Here is a 16,985-nt window from a genome sequence, read left to right as displayed (position 1 = left end):
ATGCAGGACTCCGTAGCCCCCGAGTCGGCGGGCGCGCGGGCCGGCCTCTCCTCCCGGCTTCCGGGCGAGCAGAGCAATCTGCTCGCCCGGAGGCGGAAGGCGGGTGACTGGCCGGCAGCCTGGCTGCTGCTCACCCCGGTGCTGATCCTGTTCGGTATCGCGGTGGTGTTTCCGCTGATCGACACGATCCGGCTCAGCTTTTTCGACATCAAGGGGCTGGCCAAGCCGAAGTTCATCGGGCTCGGCAATTACCTGAAGCTGTTCACTGATCCGGCGTTTCGCAACACGCTGGTGACGACGCTGATCTTTACCGTCTCCACCACCATCCTCTCGGTGGGGCTCGGCTGGATGCTCGCCATGGTCAGCGCCTTCGCGCCACGCCAGACGCTGCCCTTCCGGGTGATGATCTTTGCGGCGTTCGGCATTTCCGAAGCGGTGGCCGGTTACATGTGGATCGGCATCCTGAGGCCCGATGCGGGCGGCCTGCTGAACGCGGCGATCGGCTTGTTCCAGCCCGGCTTCGCGCAGCCCTGGCTGGGCGATCCGCGTACGGCGCTCTGGGTGCTGATCGTCGCGGCGTCATGGGGCGGGGTCGGCCTGCCGCTGATGCTCTGCTTTGCCTCGGTGCAGTCGATCCCCAAGACGCTGTTCGAGGCGGCCTATATCGACGGGGCGAGCCACGGGCAGGTGATGCGCAACATCATGATGCCGCTGTCGCTGCCGGGGGTGCGGGTCGCCATCTTCATCAACCTGCTCGGGGCGCTTCGCGCCTTCGACATCATCTACATCCTCACCGGCGGTGGTCCGGTGCGCAGCACCGAAACGGTCGGCTACTTCATGTACCGGGAATCGATGACGCAGTTCAAACTCGGCTACGGCGCCGCCGCCACCGTGGTGCTGCTGGTTGCCGTGCTGGTGGTTTCCATCCCCGCCATCATCCAGAGAACGGCAGGTGCCAGATGATCGGACGTGCTCCCCGCTGGCCCACCATCGTGCTGGGCGTGTTCGGCTTCATCTGGATCATCCCGATCGTCGGCATCGTGATGACCTCGATCCGGCCGCTCTCGGAAACCGCGCGCGGCTGGTGGCGGACCGACAGCTTCACCCTCACGCTCAGCGCCTGGCAACGCGTCTGGGAGGCCTATCCGCTGGCCCCGGCCTTCGTCACCACGGCGATCCTCGCGGCGCTCGCCACCGCCGGCACCATGCTGCTGACGCCGGCCGCGGCCTATGCCTTCCACTTCCTCAAGTTCCCGTTCCGCCGGCTCTTGCTGATCATCATCATCAACGCGTTCGTACTGCCGCAGCAGGTGGTGATCATCCCGCTGTTCCAGCTGTGGCGCGAACTGGGGCTGATCGACAATTTCCTCGCGGTGCTGATCCCCTATGTGGGCCTGAGCTTTGCCTGGTCGATCTTCCTCGTCAAAAACTTCCTCGAGGACTTTCCGACCGAGGTGGTCGAAGCCTCGCGCATCGACGGCGCCGGACCGGTGCAGACGTTCTGGCATATCGTCCTGCCCAACAGCCTGAGTTCGGTGTTTGCCACCGGTATCCTGCAGTTCCTGTGGACCTGGAATGCCCTGCTGCTGCCCTTGCTCTATCTCAGGACCAATGTGCCGCTGCCGGTGATCCTCGCGCGCGTCAACGGCACCTATGAACTCAACTGGGACCTGCAATCGGTGGCGGCAATCGTCACCACCGTGGTCCCGTTGGCCGTCTTCCTCATCTTCCAACGTCAATTCGCCGCCGGGGCCGAAACCCGTACCGGCGCCAAGGATTAGTCATGCCCGCTACCAACAAGCCGCTGCGCTACCGCCAGATCCACCTCGACTTCCACACCTCGGAGCACATCCCCGGGATCGGCTCGGCCTTCGACCCCGACGACTTCGTCAGGACGCTGAAGGCGGCGCATGTGGATTCGATCACCATCTTCGCCAAGTGCCACCATGGCTGGTCGTACTACCCCACCAAGGTCGGGGCGCCGCACCCCAATCTCGCCCGGCCCGACCTGATGGGCGACATGGTCAAGGCGCTCAGCGCCGCCGATATCGAATGCCCGATCTACATCTCGGTGCAGTGGGACGAGCGGAACGCCCGCATCCATCCGGAGTGGCGGGTGCGCAGCGCGTCGGACAACCGCTTCGATCCCGACCAGTTGACCGCCGGGTGGCACACGCTCTGCCTCAACCACGCGGCCTATCGTACTGAGCTCTTGGAGCAGGCGCGCGAGGTGGCCCGCAATTACGAGACAGTTGGTATCTTCTTCGACATCGTCCTGACGCCCGATTGCGTCTGCGCCGAGTGCCTTGCCAGCATGGCCGAGCATGGCCTTGATCCGGAAAACCCCGACGATCGGTTGAAGAACGATGAGTGGGTAAACGAGCGCTTCCGCGCCGAAACCAGCGCCGCGCTCAACGCCGAGTTCCCGGGGATGCGGGTGTTCTACAATTGCGGCCACATCCATAAGCAGGGCCCGCAGCGCTTTTCGACCTATACCCATCTCGAGCTCGAAAGCCTGCCGACCGGCGGCTGGGGCTATGACCACTTCCCCTCGAGCGCGCGCTATGCGGCGACGCTCGGGCTCGACATGGTGGCCCATACCGGCAAGTTCCACACCAGCTGGGGCGAGTTCGGCGGCTTCAAGCATCCCGATGCCTTGGAATTCGAGGCTGCGCAGATGGTGGCGCTGGGGGTGAAATGCCTGGTCGGCGACCAGCTGCATCCGGATGGCTCGATCAACCCCGACACCTATGCCTCGATCGGCCCGGCCTATGCGCGGATCGAAAAGCTCGAGCCCTATCTCGAGGGGGCGAAGCAGGTGTCGGATGTGGCGATCCTCACGGCCGAATATTTCCACCCGGTGGGCGCGCGCAACAACCACAGCGACGATGGTGCGGCGCAGATGCTGCAGGAGCTGCAGCTGCCCTTCGACGTGATCGACCCCTCGGCGACGTTCGAGGCCTATAGGCTCCTGATCCTGCCCGACGAGATCCCGGTTGATGCCGGCCTCGCTGCCCGGCTCAAGACCTACACCGATGCGGGTGGCAAGCTGATCCTCAGCGGCAGCTCGGGGCGCAATGCCGATGGCAGCTTTGCGCTCGATGCCGGCATCCGCAGCACGGGGCAGGTGGGTTTCAACCCCTCCTATATCCGTGGGGCGCGGGGGCTCGATGCCGGACTGACGACCTCCCCCTTCGTCATGTACGGAGCGGGCGAGGCGATCGTCGCCGATGGCGCCGAGGTGCTGGCCGAGATCGGCCCCTCCTATTTCAACCGCAGCTACAAGCATTTCAGCTCGCACCAGCATGCGCCCGATGATCCCGCGGCGGCCTCGCTCGGGGCGGCAGTGACGCTCAAGGGCGGCATCGGCTACATCGCCTATCCGATCTTTCGGATGTACCACGCCATGGGGCAGCCGCTGTACAAGTACCTGGTGCGCGGGCTGATCGACCGGCTGTTGCCGAGCCGCGCCGTCGTCACCAACCTGCCCTCGTCCGGCCGCGCAACGCTGACCCGGCAGGCCGAGCAACAGCGGCATGTGCTGCACCTGCTCTATGGCGCGCCGCAGGTCCGCGGCAAGGCGGTGCCGGCAGGCGAGGGCCACACCCGGGTGATGGAGATGATCGAGGATATCCCGACGCTCGGGCCGGTCACCGCCTCGGTGCGCTTGCCGCGTGCGCCAGCCCGCGTCTATGACGCTATCACGGGGGAGGACGTGCCGTTCACCAATGGTGGCGACCGCGTCGAAGTGCGGCTCCCGAGCCTTCGCATCCACTCCGCGCTGGTGTTCGAGGGAACGGCTTGAACGATACGGACGAAACCGACGACACCGAGAGCGGCCGGCGGCGCCACGCCACCATCGTCGAGGTGGCCGAGCGCGCCGGCGTCGCTATCGGCACCGTGTCGCGCTACCTCAACGGCCATCCGGTGCGGCGCGGCAACCGCGAGCAGATCGAACAGGCGATCGGCGAATTGGGCTATCGGCGCAACGCCATCGCCGCCGCCATGAAGGCCGACCTCACCAACACGGTCGGCTTCATGGTGCCTTCGCTGTCGGAGTTCCACGCGCCGGTACTGGAGCAGCTGAGCCGCACGATGCGCGGCAACGGCCGGGCCTTGCTCACCTATTGCCACGGCGCCAATGCCGCAGCGGTGGCCGACGCGCTCGAATTCTTCGTCGCGCACCGGGTCGATTGCCTGATCATGGATGGGCGCAACGATGTCGATGAGCGCATCCTCGAGATCATCGGCGACGGCACGCCGGTGATCTTTTATGACAATGGCTGGCCCGGCCTGCCGGTCGATCGGGTGGTGGTGGAGAACCGCGCGGCAAGCTTTCGCGCCGTCACGCACCTGCTCGATATCGGGCACAGCCGCATTGCCGTGCTCACCGGCAACGTTACCGACTGGACCGGTGGCGAGCGCTTCGAGGGCTACCGCCAGGCGCTGCTCGGTCGCGGCATCGAGGTCCGCCCCGAATATGTGCTCGATACGCACTGGAACGAGACCGAGGCCTATTCGGGCATGCTGCGGCTGTTGTCGCTGCCCGAGCCGCCCACGGCGCTCTATTGCTGCAACTACAACATGGCGGTCGGGGCGTTGCGGCTGTTGCGCGAGCACGGGCTGAAAGTGCCCGACGACATTTCGCTGGTCAGCTTCGACGACGTGCCGCTGTTTCAGTTGCACGAAACCGGCATCACCGCGGTGGCCCAGCCGGTGGCCAAGATCGCCGAGACCATCGCCTCGATCATGGCATCGCGGCTCTCCGAGCGCGGCATCCGGCACGAGCCGCACACCATTACCCTCAACTGCGACATTATCCTGCGCGGCTCGACCCGGCGCCTCTTGACGCTACAAACCCTCGGCTCGCGCTGACGCCGGCCACCTGCCTTTGATTTTGTCACGCTTTCGAACCGGAAAAGTCTGCAACTTTTCCTGAAAACGCTCCCCAGGACCAGACCATGCCTCGCTATTGCCTTGACCTCGACAGCCCGGCCAAAGGGTTCATCGACAGTTTCCTCATCGGTAATGGCTGGCTCGGCGCCACGCTTGGTGGCGGCGTCGGCACCGAGCGGTTCGACCTCAACCTCGATACGGTGTGGTCCGGCGGGCCACTGGCGCCTGAGACCGGCGAAGTGCCGGCCCGGTTGATGGCCGAACTGCGAGAGGCGATCGGGCAGCGCGACTACCTCAGGGCCGACGCTTTGGGGCGGCAGCTGCAGGGCAGGGCATGGACGCAATCCTACCAGCCGCTCGGCGCCATCGAACTCAGCTATGCCGATAGCGACGCCGGGGGGTATCGGCGCCGGCTGCACCTGGGGGAGGCCGTGGCGACGACGGTTTACGGCGAACGGGCCGACGACACCGTCCGGCTCGACAGCTTCGTGTCCAACCCCGATGGCGTGCTGGTGGCGGTGGCCGCGGGGGCAGGGGTGCGCTCCATGGCCAAAGCGGAGCTCAGTTTCCGCGCGGCGCATCCGGACACTCAGGTCTCGCTCTCCGAGGAACATGGCACGGTGTGGCTGGTGGCGACGGCGCGGGTGCCGATCCACGTGCTGCCCAACTACGTCAAGGGCGATACCCCGGTGGTCTACGACGCGGCGCCGCCGGCGGCGGACGAAAGCGTGGCGGCCGGCATGGGCTACGCCGTGGTGGCCGCGCTGCAGCGCGATGGCGACAAGCTGAGGCTGATCGCTTCTGCCGCCTCAGGCTTTCGCGGGCACGCCCAAAGGCCAAGCGCCGATTTCGCTGCCCTGGTGCTCGAGGCGCGTGGCCGGGTGATGAAAGCGCTGGAGCAGAGCACCGAAACGCTGAGTGTGCGGCATATCGAGGATTACCGCAGCCTGTTCAACCGCGTCGATCTCGATCTCAGGGCTTCAGGGGCCAACGCGGCGCGGGCCGAACTGCTGTTCCATTTCGGCCGCTACCTGATGATCGCCAGTTCGCGCGACGGCACCGAGGCCTCCAACCTGCAGGGGATCTGGAACGTCGACGTTCGTCCTGCCTGGTCAAGCAACTACACCATAAACATCAACACCCAGATGAACTACTGGCCGGCCGAGGCGACGGGCCTCAGCGACCTCGCCGCACCGATGTTCAAGCTCACCCGCGAATTGGCGGAGGCGGGCGCCGCTACGGCCCGGCACTATTACGGGGCGGCCGGGGCCACGGCGCACCACAATGCCGATCTCTGGCGCTTCACCGCGCCGGTACCCGGCATTCCGCAATGGTCGAACTGGCCGGCCGGGCTCTACTGGATGGCGGCGCATCTGCAGCATCACCTCGACCACGGCAACGCGTCGCCCGACTTCGCAGCCGAGACGGCGCTGCCGGTGTTTCGTGCCGCGGCGGCATTCGCGCTCGACCTCCTCGTCGAGGATGCGGGGGGCGCACTCGTTGCCAGCCCGTCGACCTCGCCCGAGCACAGTTTCCTCGTCGAGGGCAAACCGGTCGCCATTACCGCGGGGACGGCGATGGACCAGGAACTGATCCGCGAAACGCTCGAAAACTATGTCGGCCTCGCTGACCCCACCGAGCCGCTCGCCGCCGAGGCCCGAACAGCGCTCGCCCGGTTGCGCCTGCCGCTCATCGGGCCCGGCGGGAACCTCCTCGAGTGGGACGACGACAAGCTGCCGGCCGAGCTCGGGCATCGCCACCTGTCGCACCTCTATGGGCTCTATCCCGGTATCCGCATCACCGAGGCCGGCACCCCGGAGGCGTTCGAGGCGGTCCGCCAGGCCCTCAAGCTGCGGCTCGAGAACGGCACCGGCTATACCGGCTGGAGCCAGGCCTGGGTGCTGTGCCTTGCCGCCCGGCTGCGCGACCGCGCGTTGGCCGAGCGCTCGATCGGCGGGTTGCTCGACCAGCTGACCTCGCGTGCGCTGCTGGTGCTGCACCCGCATGACGATCGACCGGAAGGTTTCGTGTTCCAGATCGACGGCAATTTCGGCGCCGTGACGGGGCTGACCGAACTCGTCGTCCAGAGCCACGAAGGCGCCATCAGCCTCGTCAAGACCTTGCCGCCGAGCTGGCCCAACGGCAGCATCACCAATATCCGGTGCCGCGGCGGCCATCAGGCGAGCCTCGGCTGGCGCGATGGGGCACTGACGTCGGCCAGCATTGTCGCGGGGCGGGATGGCGAGCTGGTCGTCGAGCTGCCCGATATCGGCGTCATCGTCAGCGGCCCATCAGGTCCGGTGGCCACGCGCCCGGCTGCCGGCAGCGTGGCGGGGCGTCGGCGGATCGCCTGGCACGCCAGCCGCGGAACGCGCTACAGCATAGCTTCGATTTAGGTGTTGCGCCGGCGCGTACGCCGCAGGGCAGGGTGCAGATGATCAGGGTCAGGCCGATCACCGAGGCGGATATCCCCGGTTTCCACGCGGCGCTCGATGCGGTGGCGCGGGAAAGCCGTTTTCTCAGGGGCAACGCGGCTCCGGCGCTGGACGATGTGGCGAGCTTCGTTGCCAGCAACATCCGGCATCGAAACCCGCAATTCGTCGCCGTTACCGACGAAGGGCGCGTCGTCGGCTGGTGCGACATCGTCCGGGCACGCGGCGACCACGAGCGGCATCAGGGCGAGCTGGGCATGGGCGTCATCGCCGAGTGGCGCGGCGTCGGCGTCGGCAAGCAACTGCTGGCCGAGACGGTGGCGAATGCCGATGCAGAAAAGTTCCTGCGTATCGAACTCAGCGTCCATTCTGACAACGAACGGGCGATCGCGCTCTACCGTGGCTTCGGGTTCGTCGAAGAGGGGCGCAAGCACAAGGCGCGCCTGAAGCCGTCCGGGCCGGTGGACGTGCTGCTGATGGCCCGTCTCAGGCCCGCAGAGGAATGGCCGCAGGGGTAAGCGCCGGTGCGCCCGGACCGAGGCGCATTGTGCAGGTCAGTTGCAGGCGTTGGCCTCCGCCGCCCATGGCGCTTCGGTCGGGGCATCGAGGAAGTACCACTGGCTGGTGCTGAGCTTGCAGCGGATGAGGTGCGAGCGCATGGCGTGCCGGGCGTCGTCGGGCTCGCCCGCAACGATCGCATCGTAGACCAGTCGGTGCTGCTCGTTGATGGCCGCGAGTTTCTTCGTCACCTTGAGGCCCGAGGGGGTGCGGGCGAGCAGCATGCCCTCGTAGATGGTGGCTTTCAGCGATTGCAGGGCGCTGACGAAATAATCGTTGTGCGAGGCTTCGGCCACGGCGAGGTGGAAGGCAAAATCCTCGTCAAGGCCGAGGGGCGAGGTGTTCTCTCGCTCGAGTTGGGCGATGACATCGGCGAGGCGGATCAGGTCGGCCGAGTTGCGGTTGCGGGCGGCGAGATAGGCGCATTCCCCTTCGATGCCGACGCGATATTCAAAGCAGGCCTTGCTCTCATCGGGCCGCAGAACCTGGGTGCTGATCATCTTGCTCCTCCTCTGAGCGCCGCATCAGGTGTTGGCTTACCGGGCGTTACCCAGGGGCACCACCCGGACGGTGATTATCGTCGTGCGCGTCACGGCCGAGCAGCAGCTTGGAGCGCGCCCATTGCAGATGCGTTCGCATGGCGGCGCGTGCCTCCTCCGGCAGGCGCTTTTCGATCGCCTCGATGATGGCGCGATGGTGCTCGGCGACGGTGCCGCGGAATTCCGGCTGGGTCCCCGAGAAGCTCCACTCGAGGTTGAGCCCGACCATCAGGTGTTCGCGCAGCGACACCAGGCTGTTGGCATAGAACGAATTGTTGGAAGCGGCGGCTACTGCGAGGTGAAAGGCGTAATCGTTGCCAGCGTTCGAGGTATCGGATGCACCGCCTGCAACGCGCATCGCGGCCTCGCGGATCTGCTGCAGCTGCGCTTCGGTGTGGCGGCGGGCGGCGGTGGCGGCGGCCTCGACCTCCAGGCCCTCGCGGAAAGTCAGAAAGGCGTCGAGGTCGGCAAGGCTCAGGATCGGCGGAAACTGCGGCTCGATCGGCTGCGCCGGCTGGGCGGTGTCCCGCACAAAGCTGCCCGAGCCCTGGCGCGACTGGATCAGCCCTTCCTGCCGCAGCCGGGCCAAGGCCTGGCGGATGACCGGTCGCGACATCGAGTACTGACGCGCCAGCTCCAGCTCGGAGGGCAGGCGCATATGCGCTGGCCAGGCGCCCTCGCGGATGCTGCGGGCCATCTCGTCATATGCCACCTCGGCCAGGGTACGCCCGGGGCCGATGCTTAGGGTTCTGGGGTTATCGACGGTCATTGCCCTCTGGCTGTCCTCCCTGAGGCGCGTTGGCATATTGGGCAACACCCTTCGTCGTGAACGGGTCCCCGCTCAAGCGGCGTAGCACACCAGCACTTGAACGACAATAGTTGTAAAATAGGTCATCGCCTGTAACCTTCAGGCGTCGCCGATAGCGACGTGCCCCCCAGCACCGGAGACTTCGATGCCCCCCAAGGTCCTCCTGATGACCAACCTGCCGTTCAGCGGCGCAGCGCTCGATCGATTGCTGGTTGCCGCCGGCGACGATGTGGTGCGGGTCGAACCTGACGACGATGCCGGGATCCGGGCGGCGCTCGAGACGGTGGAAGTCGCCGTGCTCGCCGGCGATCTCGATGCCAGGCACCTCGGCGCGCCGCGCCTCAAGTGGGTGCATTGCGACCATGCCGGGCTCACCCGGTCGGCGCGACCCGAAGTGTTCGAGCGGGGGCTGATCGTCACCGGCTCGGCCGGACGGAGCGGTCCGGCGCTGGCCGAGCATGTGATGCTGTTCGCCCTGCTGCTGACCGGCGGTTTCCTGCAGTTCCATGAGGCGCAGCGGCGCGGCGAATGGCTGCGCACACCCGAGTTATCGGCGCTGCGGGCGTTGGCGGGCCGAACCATGGGGATTGTCGGCATGGGGCATACGGGGACGGCATTGGCCAGGCGGGCCAAGGCCTTCGAAATGCAGGTGCTGGGCTATCGCCGACGCGATGCCGAGCCGCCCGAGGGGGTCGACGAGATGTTTGCCACCGAGCGTGGCGACACGATCGATGCCATGCTGCCGCGCTGCGAGATCCTCGCCCTGGTGGTCAATCTCTCGGATGCGACCAGTGGGTTGATCGGTGCACGACAACTGGCGCTGCTGCCGCGCGGCGCCATCGTCATCAACCTGTCGCGCGGCGAGGTGATCGACCAGGACGCGCTGGTCGCGGCGCTCAAGAGCGAGCAGTTGGGTGGGGCAGGGCTCGATGTCACGACACCCGAGCCGCTGCCGCCGGGCCATCCGCTATGGTCGACCCCCAATGTGCTGATCACCCCGCATTTCACCCCGGCCCTGCCGGACAAGTCGGATCGCTCGCTCGAGATCATCCTCGACAACTTCGCCCGCTACCGCGCCGGCACCGCGATGCGCAACCGGCTCACACCCGACGACGTGTACAGGTCATGAAAGTGGTAATTACAACATTGACAACTGACTGACCCTGCGCGAAGGTCGCCCGCAACAGAACGCGGCGGCCTTTGGAGGAGGGGAGCACTTGCGGGATTTGGTATCTATCGGCATCGGTGGAGCAGGACCTGGGGTGGCACTGGCACCCTCAATGATGGTCGCGGCGCATGACGGCCGCTGACATCGTGGGACCGCTGACCCGTTCCGCCGCCCAGCCGCGCCCCCGACGCCGGCAGAGCCTCGTCGGCTACCTGTTCCTGCTGCCCTGGTTCGGCGGGGTGATCCTGCTGACGGCTGGGCCGCTGCTGGCTTCGCTCTACCTGTCCTTCACCAATTTCGACCTGCTGCAGGCGCCCGACTGGGTCGGCCTCGAAAACTACATCCGCATGTTCACTGCCGATACGCGTTTCATGCGGGCGCTGTGGGTGACGCTGACTTATGTGCTGCTCGGCGTGCCGCTGAACCTCGCCTTCGCGCTGCTGATCGCGGTGCTGCTGAACCAGAAGGTGCGCGGGCTCGGGCTGTTCCGCGGCATCTACTACCTGCCGTCGCTGCTCGGCGGCAGCGTGGCCATCGCCGTGCTGTGGCGGCAGCTGTTCGGTCGCGATGGCGTGGTCAACGAGGCGCTGTCGGTGTTCGGCATTGTCGGGCCGAACTGGATCGGTATGCCGCAATACGCGCTCTATACGCTGATCCTCCTGCATGTCTGGCAGTTCGGCTCGGCCATGGTGATCTTCCTCGCCGGCCTGCAGCAGGTGCCGGGCGAGCTCTACGAGGCGGCCGATATCGACGGCGCCTCGAACTGGCGGAAGTTCTGGAGCATCACGCTGCCGCTGATCACCCCGGTGCTGTTCTTCAACCTGGTGCTGGGGATCATCAACTCGTTCCAGGCCTTCACCTCGGCCTACATCGTCAGCGGCGGCACCGGCGGTCCGGCGGACTCGACGATGTTCTACACGCTCTACCTCTACCAGCAGGGTTTCTCGAATTTCCGCATGGGCTACGCCTCGGCCATGGGCTGGGTGCTGCTGGCGATCATTGCCGCCTTCACCGCGGTGAACTTCCTCGCCTCGCGCAAGTGGGTGTTCTACGGAGACGAGCGATGACTGACATCCCGGCAAGCGGCGCCGGCACGCGCCTCGGCATCCGTCCCAGGCGGGTCGTCACCTACGCCATCCTGATCGCAGGCGCGTTCCTGATGATCTACCCCTTGGTGTGGATGGTGTTCAGCTCGTTCAAGCTCGACCGGCAGATCTTTTCCGATCCGACCGGCCTGCCATCGAGCTGGAACATCGCCAACTATTTCGAAGGCTGGGTCGCGACCACACCGAGCTTTACCCGCTACTTCGTCAACTCGTTCATCGTGTGCCTCGGCGCAGTGATCGGCAACGTACTGGCCTGCTCGCTCACCGCCTATGCCTTCGCCCGGCTCGAGTTTCCGTTCAAGCGCACGCTGTTCACCGCCATGTTGCTGACGCTGATGCTGCCCTCGCACGTGTTGCTGATCCCGCAATATGTGCTGTTCGTGAACCTCAGCTGGGTGAACACCTACCTGCCGCTGATCGTGCCGAAATTCCTCGCCACCGATGCCTTCTTCATCTTCCTGATGGTGCAGTTCATCCGCAAGATCCCGCGCGAACTCGACGAGGCGGCGATCGTCGATGGCGCCGGGCCGTTCCGGGTGTTCACCAGCGTGATCTTCCCGCTGCTGCAGCCGGCGATCATCACCACCGTCATCTTCACCTTCATCTGGACCTACAACGACTTTTTCTCGCAGCTCATCTACCTGACCTCGCCCGACCAACTGACCGTGCCGGTGGGGCTGCGCTCGCTCGTCGACTCCTCGGGCGGCAGCTACGGGCAGTTGCTCGCCATGTCGGTCCTGAGTCTCGTTCCGACGTTCGTGGTGTTCCTCATCTTCCAGCGCCGGCTGGTCGAGGGCATCGCGACGTCAGGACTGAAGGGGTAGGGGGCTCCCACATAGAGTCGGAAAACCGCTCCAGAAGTTTGATTTATCACGCGTTTCGAACGGAATTCGCAACTTCCGGAAAGCGCTCCAGGCCTGCAACCGTCGTTACAATGAGGAGGATACCATGACCACGAACGCTCAATTCAGACCATCACGCCGCAGCGTCTTGCTCGGCGGCTCGGCCGTCGGCGCGATGATCGCACTGTCGCCCGGCCTCGCTTTCGCGCAGGGCGCGCCGCTCCGCTTCGGCATTTTCGGCAGTGCCACCAAGCTCGAGATCCGCGGCAAGTCGATTGCCAAATATGCCGAGCTGCACCCCGAACTGAACGTTGTGTTCGAGGGCGTGCCGAGCGATGCCTGGCCCGACAAGATCGCCGCCATGGTGGCGGGCGGCAACGCCCCCGACGTGATCACGCTGGGGATCGAGGATATGGGCCAGTACGCTACGCGTGGCGCCCTGCAGCCGCTCGACGAATATGCCGGCGGGCTGCTCAACACCGACAATTTCGATGCCGCGGTGCTCGATCTCGGCCGCTATCAGGGCAAGCTCTACGGCCTGCCGATCGCGGTCAGCATCCAGGGGTTGGGCTATAACGAGACTATTCTCGAACGGCTCGGGCTGGGCGCACCGCCCACCGACTGGACGCGCGAGGAATTCGCCACCTACTGCGCCGACATCCACAAGGCCGACCCGACCATCTATGGGTCGCATGACTGCGGCGGTCGCCTCGGCGATTTCCAGATGACGCTGGTTGCCGACGGCAAGCAGCTCTACACGCCGGAAGGCACGCTCGGCGCTACTGTCGACGAGGTCGCTGCCTGGCTCGAATACTGGAGCAAGATGCGCGAGAGCGGCGGGGCGGTGCCGGCTGACATGCAGGCGCAGTTCACCGGCACCGAATGGCCGAACGCCCCGCTGGTGCGCGGCACGGCCGTGTTCGCCTCGATGGCGTCGCAGGATATTGCCAGCGGCTACCAGGCGCTGACCGAGGACAAGCTCAACCTCACCGCGCCGCCGATCGCCGCCAATGGCACTTCGGGGCTCTATCCCAGCCCGACCAGCTCGGTGACGCTGAACGCCAAGAGCGCCAACAAGGACGAGGCGGTCAAGCTGATGAACTGGTTCGTCGCCGATCCGCAATCGGCACTGATCCTCGGGCTCGTCAGCGGCCCGCCGGCCGCCCGGCCGGCGCTCGAGGCGGTGCTGACGCTGCCGGAACTGTCGGAGATCGACGAGAAGGTGCTGAAATACGCCCAAAGCATGTTGCCCACCGCCAACCCGGCGCCGCTGGCACACCGGGCCGGTCGCGCCATGAACGACCTGATGCGCCGTACCAACGAGAATGTCGGGTTCGGTACCGTCAGCGTGCAGCAGGGCGCCACCGACTTCATGACCGAGGCCGCTTCGCTGCTGCAGCAGGGCTGATCGCACAGTCGGTGGAGAGCCGGCGCATCTCCTACCAAACAGCCACTCCCCGGGATATCCCGGGGAGCTTCCCCCAGCATTGATCCTCGGAGACTTCGATGACTTCGCCTTCGTCCGACCCCAAGCGCGGTTCCCCCGATGGCTGGTGGCACAAACCGTTTTCGGTGTTCCAGACCAACCTGCAGGAGGTCGATGCGACGCTCGATGTGGAGACGGTTCTCGATTTCATTCAGGGGCACGGCGCCGACACCTGGCTGATCAACACCGGCGGCATTGCCTCCTTCTACCCCTCGGAGTTGCCGTTCCAGACGCGCGTGCCTTTCCTCGTCGACCGCCCGTCGGGCGACCTGATCGGTGACGCCGTCGCCGCGGCGCATAGGCGCGGCGTGCGGATCCTGTCGCGCTGCGATTTTTCCAAGATGTCGTCGCGCATCGCGGCCGAGCATCCGGAATGGCTGTTCGTCTCTCCGACCGGCAAGCCGCAGATCTACAACACGCTCTACAGCGCCTGCCCCTCGGCCGATTACTACCAGCACCGCTCGCTCGACATCCTCGACGAGATCATCGCGCGCTACCCGGTGGATGGCTTCTTCTTCAACTGGTTCGGTTTTTCCGAGCGCGACTATAGCCGCGTCTATCATGGCGTCTGCCATTGCGAGAAATGCCAGGCGAGCTTTGCGGAGTATAGTGGCGGCAAGCCGCTGCCGGACAACCCACAGCACCCGAACTACCCCGAGTGGCTGCGCTTTTCGAGCGGGGTGATCCGCACCCTCGCTACCAAGATTTCCGACCACATCTTTTCGAAGCGCCCTGACGCGGCGCTGGTGCTGAGCCGTGGCGCGCCAGTGCTCTATCACGAAGCGAACAACGCTTTCGGCCGCGAGCTGTGGCCGCACCAGACTTCGGAGGCGGTGAGCGCCCACAATACCGGGCTGCCCGAAGTGCCGGTCATGATCAACTCGGTGTCGTTCGTCGATATGCCCTACCGCATGTCGGGCGAGCAGCCGGAACTGTTCGCGCAATACCTGATCCAGGCGATCGCCCGGGGCGGCAACCCATCGACCTACATCATGGGTGCGCCGGGCCGCATCCCTTACGCCAACCTGCCGCTGGCCGGCGAAATCACCCGCTTTCACAAAGCCAACCGCGAACTCTACGCCCAGCTGCAGCCGGGCTCGAGCGTCGGGGTGGTGCGGCAGGATACGCTGCGCAGCGCCAGCCCGGGCTATGACGAAACGGTCAAGGAATTCCGCGGCATCTACAGCATGCTGAAGGAACGCCACATTCCGTTCGACGTGCTGTCGGCCGACCTCGTGGCCAAGATGGCGGAGGAGGGCAATCTCCTCCGCTACGCCATGCTGATCCTGCCCGACCTCGGCAGCCTCGGACCGGAAGCGGCGGATGCGCTCGATGCCTATGTCGCCGGCGGCGGCACACTGGTGCTCACCGCGAGCAGCGGGATCGGCGCCGAAGGCGGAATCGAGCTCACGAGCAGCCCGGCGATCATGCGGGTGGGCCAGCCGCTGAGCGGCGAGGCGCTGTGGTCGAGCTTTGTCACCGATGCCGAGCAGCCAGAGATCGGCGACTACCGCTACGCCAAAACGGTGATCCCGGTCTATGGCAGTTACGCCCAGTTCGTCTGGCGCACCAGGATCGACAAGCGCGGCAGCTACCTGCCGCAGGCGCCGTTCGGACCACCCGAAAAGTGCTACGGCCATGCCGGCAGCGATCAGCCCGGAGTGGTGGTGCGCGAAGTGGGCGAGGGCCGGGTAGTGATGTTCCCGTGGAGCGTCGGCCGCACCTACCATGAGTTCGGCACCACCGAGGTGCGCGATTATTTCCTCCGCGAGATCGACGGCATGACCGGCCAGGTGGTGTCGGGCGAGTTGCCCGAGCAGGTCGAGCTGATCGCCGGCCGCGATGTCGAGGGCCTGGTGTTGCACCTCATCAACCAGACCGGCGGCCGGCGGAAATCGTTCGGGCCGCACGTGCCGATCAGTGGTGCGACGCTGCGCGTCCGTGGCGCAAGCGGGGCTGCAGAGGCGCTGGTCTCGGGCGAGCAGCCATCGGTGCGGCGAGATGGCGACGACCTGGTGATCGAGCTGCCGGTACTCGAGTTGTTCGAGGTGCTGCGGGTGCCGCTCGCGGCGGTTTAGGCGGATTGGAGTTTACAAATATGCGTGTTGGATTCATTGGCCTGGGTGTCATGGGACGCCCGATGGCGGAGCGGCTGGTGAAGGCCGGGAACGGCCTCGCGATCAACCGCGTCAAGGCGGCGTCGCAATATCTGGTCGAGCTGGGCGCCACCAGCCTCGATACCCCCAGGGCGGTGGCACAGCAATCCGATGTGATCATCATCATGGTGCCCGATACCCCCGATGTCGAAACGGTGCTGTTCGGGCCGAGCGGCGTGGCCGAGGGTCTCGCACACGGCAAGCTGGTGATCGACATGAGCTCGATTTCACCGGTGGCGACCAAGCAGTTTGCCGAACGGATCGAACAGCTCGGCTGCGCCTATCTCGATGCGCCGGTGTCAGGTGGCGAGATCGGCGCACGCAACGGCACCCTGTCGATCATGGTCGGTGGCACCAGGGCGGCGTTCGAGCGGGCGCTGCCGCTGTTCGAGGCGATGGGCAAGAACATTACCCTCGTGGGCGGGGTCGGCGATGGACAGACCGCCAAGGTGGCGAACCAGATCATTGTCGGGCTCAACATCGAGGCAGTCGCCGAAGCCCTGATTTTCGCCGAACGTGCCGGGGCCGATCCGGCCCGGGTGCGGGAAGCCCTGATGGGCGGCTTTGCCTCGTCGCGGGTGCTGGAAGTGCATGGCGAACGGATGATCAACAAGACCTTCGATCCCGGCTTCCGCATCCGGCTGCATCGCAAGGACCTGTCGCTCGCCGTCGATGCCGCCAAGGCACTGGAGCTGACGCTGCCCAACACCGCCGCGACACATCAGCTGATGGACACGGCGTTGGCCGAGGGCGACGGGGAGAAGGATCACTCGGCGTTGATCCGCACGGTGCAGGGGTTGTCGGCGGCCTAGGGGGCGGTTGCAAGACGGTCGAGCTATCGGTGCCCTCCAACGCCCCCTTGCATGTTGATTCTCGCCGACTCGTAGCAGGTTCGGTGATCCCCGGTCGGTGGCCGCCGGCCGGGGATCGGATGGGCGGGACCGTCACCCCCTGGGCATAGCACCGTAAGAGAGCTTGGTCCGTTCGTCCGTGT

At 65.8% G+C, this 16,985-nt stretch carries 14 protein-coding genes; 12 read left to right on the top strand and 2 right to left on the bottom strand.

Annotation, left to right across the window (positions count from 1 at the left end; genetic code table 11):
* The 6 genes from VGV07_RS10510 (at position 1) to VGV07_RS10485 (ending at position 7,846) form a co-directional block, all read left to right on the top strand.
* Complete coding sequence (locus VGV07_RS10510; RefSeq protein WP_326868636.1) at positions 1 to 963, top strand: sugar ABC transporter permease; 963 nt, start codon at positions 1 to 3, stop codon at positions 961 to 963.
* Positions 960 to 1,781, top strand: coding sequence for a carbohydrate ABC transporter permease (locus VGV07_RS10505; protein ID WP_326868635.1), 822 nt, complete (start codon positions 960 to 962; stop codon positions 1,779 to 1,781). Before VGV07_RS10510 ends, VGV07_RS10505 begins: the two co-directional genes overlap by 4 nt.
* A 2-nt stretch (positions 1,782 to 1,783) precedes the next feature.
* Positions 1,784 to 3,805 (top strand): alpha-amylase family protein, encoded by a 2,022-nt coding sequence (locus VGV07_RS10500; protein WP_326868634.1) that lies wholly within the window; start codon positions 1,784 to 1,786, stop codon positions 3,803 to 3,805.
* Positions 3,802 to 4,875, top strand: coding sequence for a LacI family DNA-binding transcriptional regulator (locus VGV07_RS10495; RefSeq protein ID WP_326868633.1), 1,074 nt, complete (start codon positions 3,802 to 3,804; stop codon positions 4,873 to 4,875). Before VGV07_RS10500 ends, VGV07_RS10495 begins: the two co-directional genes overlap by 4 nt.
* An 86-nt stretch (positions 4,876 to 4,961) precedes the next feature.
* Positions 4,962 to 7,292: a glycosyl hydrolase family 95 catalytic domain-containing protein gene (locus VGV07_RS10490; protein ID WP_326868632.1), complete on the top strand. Its 2,331-nt coding sequence runs from the start codon at positions 4,962 to 4,964 to the stop codon at positions 7,290 to 7,292.
* A 38-nt stretch (positions 7,293 to 7,330) separates the two neighbouring features.
* Positions 7,331 to 7,846 (top strand): GNAT family N-acetyltransferase, encoded by a 516-nt coding sequence (locus tag VGV07_RS10485; RefSeq protein WP_326868631.1) that lies wholly within the window; start codon positions 7,331 to 7,333, stop codon positions 7,844 to 7,846.
* A 36-nt stretch (positions 7,847 to 7,882) separates the two neighbouring features.
* Here VGV07_RS10485 and VGV07_RS10480 read toward each other — a convergent pair whose 3' ends face one another.
* A complete protein-coding gene (locus tag VGV07_RS10480; protein ID WP_326868630.1) occupies positions 7,883 to 8,386 on the bottom strand; it encodes a FadR/GntR family transcriptional regulator in 504 nt (167 codons plus the stop codon).
* A 46-nt stretch (positions 8,387 to 8,432) separates the two neighbouring features.
* Complete coding sequence (locus VGV07_RS10475) at positions 8,433 to 9,194, bottom strand: FadR/GntR family transcriptional regulator (RefSeq protein ID WP_326868629.1); 762 nt, start codon at positions 9,192 to 9,194, stop codon at positions 8,433 to 8,435.
* A 184-nt stretch (positions 9,195 to 9,378) separates the two neighbouring features.
* On the opposite strand from VGV07_RS10475, the gene VGV07_RS10470 reads away from it, so the two are divergent.
* The 6 genes from VGV07_RS10470 (at position 9,379) to VGV07_RS10445 (ending at position 16,803) form a co-directional block, all read left to right on the top strand.
* Entirely contained in the window at positions 9,379 to 10,362 is a 984-nt protein-coding gene (locus tag VGV07_RS10470; protein ID WP_326868628.1) for a D-2-hydroxyacid dehydrogenase, read from the top strand.
* A 167-nt stretch (positions 10,363 to 10,529) separates the two neighbouring features.
* Positions 10,530 to 11,468, top strand: a complete 939-nt coding sequence (locus VGV07_RS10465; RefSeq protein WP_326868627.1) for a sugar ABC transporter permease — start codon at positions 10,530 to 10,532, stop codon at positions 11,466 to 11,468.
* Positions 11,465 to 12,331, top strand: coding sequence for a carbohydrate ABC transporter permease (locus VGV07_RS10460; protein ID WP_326868626.1), 867 nt, complete (start codon positions 11,465 to 11,467; stop codon positions 12,329 to 12,331). Before VGV07_RS10465 ends, VGV07_RS10460 begins: the two co-directional genes overlap by 4 nt.
* A gap of 124 nt (positions 12,332 to 12,455) precedes the next feature.
* Complete coding sequence (locus VGV07_RS10455; RefSeq protein ID WP_326868625.1) at positions 12,456 to 13,757, top strand: ABC transporter substrate-binding protein; 1,302 nt, start codon at positions 12,456 to 12,458, stop codon at positions 13,755 to 13,757.
* 98 nt (positions 13,758 to 13,855) lie between these two features.
* Positions 13,856 to 15,913 carry a beta-galactosidase trimerization domain-containing protein gene (locus VGV07_RS10450; protein ID WP_326868624.1) on the top strand — a complete coding sequence of 686 codons (2,058 nt, stop codon included), beginning with the start codon at positions 13,856 to 13,858 and terminating at the stop codon, positions 15,911 to 15,913.
* A 20-nt stretch (positions 15,914 to 15,933) separates the two neighbouring features.
* Entirely contained in the window at positions 15,934 to 16,803 is an 870-nt protein-coding gene (locus VGV07_RS10445; RefSeq protein ID WP_326868623.1) for a 2-hydroxy-3-oxopropionate reductase, read from the top strand.
* Positions 16,804 to 16,985 lie beyond the last annotated feature (182 nt).

Source organism: Devosia sp. (assembly GCF_035944845.1).
Lineage (GTDB): Bacteria > Pseudomonadota > Alphaproteobacteria > Rhizobiales > Devosiaceae > Devosia_A.
The sequence above is the reverse complement of the archived record's forward strand: the minus strand, read 5'-3'. Positions and strand labels throughout refer to the sequence as shown.

Coding starts and splice junctions, on each gene's coding strand:
- VGV07_RS10510 (WP_326868636.1), top strand. CDS start 1: ATGCAGGACTCCGTAGCCCCCGAGTCGGCGGGCGCGCGGGCCGGCCTC.
- VGV07_RS10505 (WP_326868635.1), top strand. CDS start 960: ATGATCGGACGTGCTCCCCGCTGGCCCACCATCGTGCTGGGCGTGTTC.
- VGV07_RS10500 (WP_326868634.1), top strand. CDS start 1,784: ATGCCCGCTACCAACAAGCCGCTGCGCTACCGCCAGATCCACCTCGAC.
- VGV07_RS10490 (WP_326868632.1), top strand. CDS start 4,962: ATGCCTCGCTATTGCCTTGACCTCGACAGCCCGGCCAAAGGGTTCATC.
- VGV07_RS10485 (WP_326868631.1), top strand. CDS start 7,331: ATGATCAGGGTCAGGCCGATCACCGAGGCGGATATCCCCGGTTTCCAC.
- VGV07_RS10480 (WP_326868630.1), bottom strand. CDS start 8,386: ATGATCAGCACCCAGGTTCTGCGGCCCGATGAGAGCAAGGCCTGCTTT.
- VGV07_RS10475 (WP_326868629.1), bottom strand. CDS start 9,194: ATGACCGTCGATAACCCCAGAACCCTAAGCATCGGCCCCGGGCGTACC.
- VGV07_RS10470 (WP_326868628.1), top strand. CDS start 9,379: ATGCCCCCCAAGGTCCTCCTGATGACCAACCTGCCGTTCAGCGGCGCA.
- VGV07_RS10465 (WP_326868627.1), top strand. CDS start 10,530: ATGACGGCCGCTGACATCGTGGGACCGCTGACCCGTTCCGCCGCCCAG.
- VGV07_RS10460 (WP_326868626.1), top strand. CDS start 11,465: ATGACTGACATCCCGGCAAGCGGCGCCGGCACGCGCCTCGGCATCCGT.
- VGV07_RS10455 (WP_326868625.1), top strand. CDS start 12,456: ATGACCACGAACGCTCAATTCAGACCATCACGCCGCAGCGTCTTGCTC.
- VGV07_RS10450 (WP_326868624.1), top strand. CDS start 13,856: ATGACTTCGCCTTCGTCCGACCCCAAGCGCGGTTCCCCCGATGGCTGG.
- VGV07_RS10445 (WP_326868623.1), top strand. CDS start 15,934: ATGCGTGTTGGATTCATTGGCCTGGGTGTCATGGGACGCCCGATGGCG.